Source organism: Exiguobacterium sp. s129 (assembly GCF_018617585.1).
Taxonomy (GTDB): Bacteria; Bacillota; Bacilli; order Exiguobacteriales; family Exiguobacteriaceae; genus Exiguobacterium; species Exiguobacterium aestuarii_A.
Genome location: NZ_JACSKL010000037.1, coordinates 1 through 425 on the forward strand (window position 1 = coordinate 1; position 425 = coordinate 425).

The following is a 425-nucleotide window of genomic DNA, read 5'->3' on the forward strand; positions in this document are numbered from 1 at the left end:
GTTCAGACGAACCTCGCCTATCGCTGGTTCCTCGGTCTCGGCATCGATGAGAAGGTTCCCGACCATTCGACGATCAGCCAGGCCTACCGCCGACGCTTCCAAGGGAACGACGTGTTCCAACAAATCTTCGAGGATATCGTCCGACAGGCGGAATCCCACGAACTCGTCTCCGGGCGCATCCTGATCACGGACTCCACGCACATCCGGGCGAACGCGAACAAGAAGAAGTTCGACAAGGTCGAGGTCGAACGGGTCGTCGGTGCGATCGAGGACGAGCTTCTCACCCGCGTGAACGAGGAACGGGCCGAACGCGGAAAAAAGAACTGAAACCGGCACCTCAGAAGAGGGAGCGCCGGCTCGTCAAGGTGAGCCGGACCGACCCGGATGCGGGTTACATGTATCGCGACCAGAAGCCGGAAGGCTTT

Annotated in this window: 1 protein-coding gene; it reads left to right on the top strand. The window is 60.0% G+C overall.

Translation table 11 applies throughout. The annotated features are described in order from the left end of the window. A partial coding sequence (locus KNO92_RS14730; protein ID WP_214761899.1) for a transposase occupies nucleotides 1-327 on the top strand: 327 nt, incomplete at its 5' end. Between the last annotated feature and the right edge of the window lie 98 nt (nucleotides 328-425).